Source organism: Mesotoga sp. HF07.pep.5.2.highcov (assembly GCF_003666285.1).
Classification (GTDB): Bacteria; Thermotogota; Thermotogae; order Petrotogales; family Kosmotogaceae; genus Mesotoga; species Mesotoga prima.
Genome location: NZ_JFHJ01000319.1, coordinates 1 through 4,806, shown reverse-complemented (window position 1 = coordinate 4,806; position 4,806 = coordinate 1). Strand labels below are relative to the sequence as shown.

The 4,806-nt window shown below is 46.2% G+C and carries 9 protein-coding genes; all 9 read right to left on the bottom strand.

Annotation, left to right across the window (positions count from 1 at the left end; all coding sequences use genetic code 11):
- Positions 1-206, bottom strand: a 206-nt coding sequence (infA, locus tag BG32_RS07060) for a translation initiation factor IF-1 (RefSeq protein WP_121526612.1), incomplete at its 3' end; no start/stop codon positions are given.
- A 12-nt stretch (positions 207-218) separates the two neighbouring features.
- Positions 219-971 (bottom strand): type I methionyl aminopeptidase, encoded by a 753-nt coding sequence (gene map / locus BG32_RS07055; RefSeq protein ID WP_006492371.1) that lies wholly within the window; start codon positions 969-971, stop codon positions 219-221.
- Complete coding sequence (locus tag BG32_RS07050; RefSeq protein ID WP_006492370.1) at positions 964-1,623, bottom strand: adenylate kinase; 660 nt, start codon at positions 1,621-1,623, stop codon at positions 964-966. The genes map and BG32_RS07050 overlap by 8 nt, the downstream gene beginning before the upstream one ends.
- Position 1,624: 1 nt before the next feature.
- Positions 1,625-2,926, bottom strand: coding sequence for a preprotein translocase subunit SecY (gene secY, locus BG32_RS07045; RefSeq protein ID WP_006492368.1), 1,302 nt, complete (start codon positions 2,924-2,926; stop codon positions 1,625-1,627).
- A gap of 2 nt (positions 2,927-2,928) precedes the next feature.
- Complete coding sequence (rplO, locus tag BG32_RS07040; protein WP_039882850.1) at positions 2,929-3,375, bottom strand: 50S ribosomal protein L15; 447 nt, start codon at positions 3,373-3,375, stop codon at positions 2,929-2,931.
- A gap of 13 nt (positions 3,376-3,388) precedes the next feature.
- Entirely contained in the window at positions 3,389-3,577 is a 189-nt protein-coding gene (gene rpmD / locus BG32_RS07035; RefSeq protein WP_006492362.1) for a 50S ribosomal protein L30, read from the bottom strand.
- Positions 3,577-4,182, bottom strand: coding sequence for a 30S ribosomal protein S5 (gene rpsE / locus BG32_RS07030; RefSeq protein ID WP_121509784.1), 606 nt, complete (start codon positions 4,180-4,182; stop codon positions 3,577-3,579). Before rpsE ends, rpmD begins: the two co-directional genes overlap by 1 nt.
- A 13-nt stretch (positions 4,183-4,195) precedes the next feature.
- Positions 4,196-4,564, bottom strand: a complete 369-nt coding sequence (gene rplR, locus BG32_RS07025; protein WP_006492360.1) for a 50S ribosomal protein L18 — start codon at positions 4,562-4,564, stop codon at positions 4,196-4,198.
- A gap of 17 nt (positions 4,565-4,581) precedes the next feature.
- On the bottom strand, positions 4,582-4,806 hold a 225-nt coding region (locus tag BG32_RS07020), incomplete at its 5' end, for a 50S ribosomal protein L6 (RefSeq protein WP_121526611.1).

Genomic DNA, 4,806 nt, shown 5'->3' with positions numbered 1-4,806 from the left:
ACAATTCTTCCTTTGGTCAGGTCGTATATCGATACTTCCACAACGACCTTATCACCCGGGATCAACCTGATGAAGTTCTTGCGCATTTTTCCAGAGATGTGAGCTAGAACAGTGTGATTGTTCTCAAGTTCGACCTTGAAGGTCGCATTAGGCATCGATTCCACAACCGTTCCATCCATCTTAATGATATCGCTCTTGTCCGACACCAGTGATCCTCCTCACAAACTAGAAAGAATCTTTGGACCATCTTCAAGAATCGCAATGTCATGCTCAAAATGCGCAGCTCGCGATCTATCAGCAGTTATTGCAGTCCATCCGTCTTTCAGAATCTCTAAGCTATAGTGTCCGCTTGCGACCATCGGTTCAATCGCAAGGGTCATGCCAGTTCTTAAAAGCATCCCGCTTCCCTGTCTTCCGTAATTCGGCACTTGTGGATCCTCATGAAGGCTTAGACCGACCCCATGACCGACGTAATCTCTTATTACGGATAGCCCAGCGCTTTCCACACAATTCTGAACGGCATAGCCGATGTCGCCAACTCTGTTTCCTGCGACAGCCATTTCTATACCCTTTAGAAGTGCTTCTTCCGTTCGCTGTAGAAGCAGCCTGTCCTTTTCACTCCTGAAGTCCCCTACTACGAAAGACTTTGCCGCATCACCAATGAATCCGTCCTTGTTGACCCCACAATCCACGGAGACTATGTCACCATCGGCAAAGATTTTTTCCTTCAAGGGAAATCCGTGAATTACCTCCTCGTTTACTGAAACGCATAGAGTGTAAGGATAACCACTATATCCCTTGAATGCGGGGATGCCTCCGCGTTTATGAATCAACTCTTCTGCCGCTTTTTCCATATCGAGAGCAGAGGCTCCTTCAACTGCATAAGACTCCATCTCAGCCAAAACCTCTGCGACAATCTTCGCAGCAATTTCGATTTTACATATTTCTTCTGGAGATTTCAACCTAACCATTTCTAGATGTCTCCAGATGTTCCACAATTTTGTCAGTCACAAGATCAATCTCTCCAGTCCCGTCCACTTCCAAAAACTGGCTCTTGTTACTCGAGTAATACTGGATCACTGGCTCCGTTTTCTCCAAATAGACTCTGTACCTTGCTCGAACTGTGTCAGGCATATCGTCATCTCTCTGAATCAACTCGGCACCATCGTTATCGCAGCGACCTTCAACTTTCGGTCTTATCGTCAGCAGATTGTAGACCTTGCCACACTCTGGGCAAACTCTTCTGCTAGAAATCCGTTTTACGACTTCTTCTTCATCTGCATTAACGAGCAGGGCTACATCGATTTTCCTCCCTAGATCCTCTAGCATTTCATCAAGCGCAGCTGCCTGCTCAACTGTTCTTGGAAAACCATCAAGAATGAACCCATTCCTGGTATCCTCTCTCGACAACCTTTCTCTCACAAGGTCGATCATCAAATCATCGGGGACGAGAAGCCCTTTATCCATAATCTCTTTGACCTTCAGCCCAAGGTCATTGCCAGCAGCCACGGCTTCCCTTAACATATCTCCAGTCGATATGTGAGGAATCTTAAATATCTGGGCTATCCGCTTTGCCTGTGTCCCCTTCCCTGCTCCGGGAGGACCCATTAGAATAATGTTCATCCTATCTCCTTCCTCGTAACTTGCCTTTCTTTACGAATCCTTCATAATGCCTTACCATAAGGTGTGTTTCCATCTGCTGCAATATATCAATAGCTACGCCAACAGCAATCAGAGTCGACGTTCCCCCAATTGCGAGGCCGCCAATACTGAAAATCCCGCCTATAACTAATGGAAGCAATGCAATCACAACCAGGAATATGGCTCCCATGAAAACAACTCTGTTAAGGACTCTCTGAATATACTGCTGAGTGGAAAAGCCCGGCCTTATTCCGGGTATGTACCCTCCGTAGTTACGTATGTTATCCGATACTTCTCTGACATCAAAAACAAGCGAACTATAAAAGAACGTGAAGAAGAAAACCATTCCTCCATAAAGCAATATATAGAGGGGTGATGTCTGAGCAAAGAGACTCTGCATAATATTCCTACCGCCACTTCCCTCGGGGAAAGCCGTAGCAATAAACTGTGGCAGCATCATAATTGCCGAACTGAATATTATCGGTATTACTCCACCCTGATTTACCTTGATAGGAATGTGCGTGGAAACTCCTCCATACACCCTTCTACCAGTAACTCTCCTTGCGTACTGAACTTCGATCCTTCTTTCTCCCATCTGAACATATATAACCGCCACAACTGTGAACAGAGCGATCGCAAGTAATATCGCCCACTGTAACGGCGATAAAGCTACCACTACCTGCATAATGGAAGCAGGATATCTTGCAACGATACCTCCGAAAATCAGAACTGAGATACCATTTCCAATTCCCCTTTCCGTGATTCTTTCTCCCAGCCAAAGAAGGAACATTGTACCACCGATAAGGGTGGTTGTTGCCAGCAACACAAAGAGCAACCTGCTGGGAATCGCCAAGATAGCCGTGTTCGAAGAGAGACCGAATGATATCAGGAATCCTTGAAGACCCGCGAGTCCAATCGTCAGCATTCTTGTGTATCGAGCATACTTCTTCTTTCCCTCTTCGCCTTCCTTAAGCATCTCCTTCAAACTAGGAACAACAGCAGTCAGCAGCTGGAGCATAATCTGAGCGTTTATGTACGGAGTAACGCTCATTAAGAATATTGAAAACTGCTCAACGGCTCCACCGGTGAAAACATCGAAGAAGCCGATGAAGCCTCCGGCTCCACCTGTAGATAGAGTACCGAAGTACGCAGACCAGGCTTGGATATTAATCCCGGGAATCGGTATGTAGACACCAAGTCTGAAGACTGCCAATGCGAGGAACGTGAAGAGGATTCTGTCTCTCAGCTCAGGAATCTTGAACGCGTTCTTCAGGGCATTCCACATTGTCAGATCACCTCTGCCTTTCCACCAGCAGATTCAATCTTCTCCTTGGCAGTAGCGCTAAAAGCATTAGCTTTGACAATAAAAGACTTTGTCAGTTCGCCTCTCGCAAGTATCTTCACTCCGTCTTTAAGATCTTTGAGTATCTTGCGCTGAACGAGTATCTCGGGTGAAATCTCGCTGCCACTTTCGAATCTCTCTTCGAGAGTCGAAATGTTCACAGTAGCATAAACAACAGATCCTCGGTTCTTGAACCCTTTTATCGGTGTTCTTCTGAATAGGGGTGTCTGTCCGCCCTCGAAGCGTGCAGCTACCTTACCTGTAGCTCTTCCTTGACCCTTATGGCCTCTGGTGGCGGTTTTACCCATTCCCGAACCTATACCGCGTCCTATTCTTTTTTCGGTTGTTCTAGAACCGGGTGTCGGACTTAGATCTTCAACTTTAAAAGCCATCTTCCTACCCCCTTCAGTCATCAAGTTCTTCGACAGCAAGAAGATGTCTTATGGAATTCACCATGCCCCTGATCTGTGGAGAATCGGGCTGAACAATCTCACTGTCCAGCTTTCCAAGGCCTAATGCTTTAACCGTCTTCAGCTGTCTTCTGTTATAGCCAATCGGACTTTTGATTAATCGTATTCTTAAACTCTTTGCCATTACTGACCTGCCTCCTCGCTGAAACCGTGGAAGACTGTCTTTAGGGGTATGTCCCTGATTCTTGCAAAGTCCTGAGGGGATCTCAGACTTAATAGCCCATTTAAAGCCGCTCTAGCCATATTGAGTGTGTTAGATGATCCAAGCGACTTCGTCAGAATATTCTTCACACCTGCAAGTTCAACAACGGCTCTTACAGGCGAATTCGCAATAATCCCAGTACCGGGACCAGCCGGCTTTAACATTATTCTTGCTGAATCCTGTCGTCCGACTGTTTCGTGAGGAATAGTCTCATTTCTCACAGCGACCTCCGTGACATTCTTCTTGGCTTCAAGAACGGCCTTTCTTATTGCAGTCGGAACTTCCCTTGCGCTCCCTATACCAAGACCAACCTTCCCATCACGATTGCCCACGACGGCGACTACTCGAAAAGAAAGATTCTTTCCTCCTGCAACTACTTTTGTAACTCTTCTTATTTCAATTATTCTTTCTTCAAATTCGTTGTCTTCAACCTGTTTTTCCACAGGAGCGTTTCTGGAAGCTCTGGGGTTTCTTCTTCCTTCACGTGAAGATTTCGAATTGCGATCGTTCTTCATCTCTTCAGCCATCTTCTTCACCTCCTCAGAACTGTAGTCCGCCTGCTCGAGCGCCCTCGGCAAGTGACTTTATTCTTCCATGGAATTTGAAACCCCCACGGTCGAAGACTACACTGCTTATTCCCTTATCTTTCGCCTTCTTTGCGAGGAGCTCCCCAACTTTCTTAGCGGCATCAACATTCCATGACTTCTCTATTGAAGCCTTGATGTCTTTATCTACAGTCGATGCAGAAACAAGGGTAATTCCCTTTGAATCATCAATAAGCTGGGCATAAATATGCTTCTCACTTCTGAAGACTGCCAGTCTTGGTCTTTCCGGTGTTCCGGAAACTGCAGACCTGACACGAAGATGCCTCTTTCGCCTTTGTTCCTTCTTGTCTTTATGTTTGAACACTCCAGCCGCCTCCTTGATTAGACCTTCTTACCGACTTTCGTTCTGACTTGTTCTCCCTTGTAACGAATACCTTTTCCTGAATAAACAATAGGGATTCTCCAGCGCTTTATGTTTGCCGCTACCTGACCAACCTGATACTTGTCAATTCCCTTGACAACTATTGCTTGAGGTGCGGGCACTTCAAACTCAACTCCTGCCGGAGGTTCAATCTCAACTGGATGTGCATACCCAAGGTTCATTAC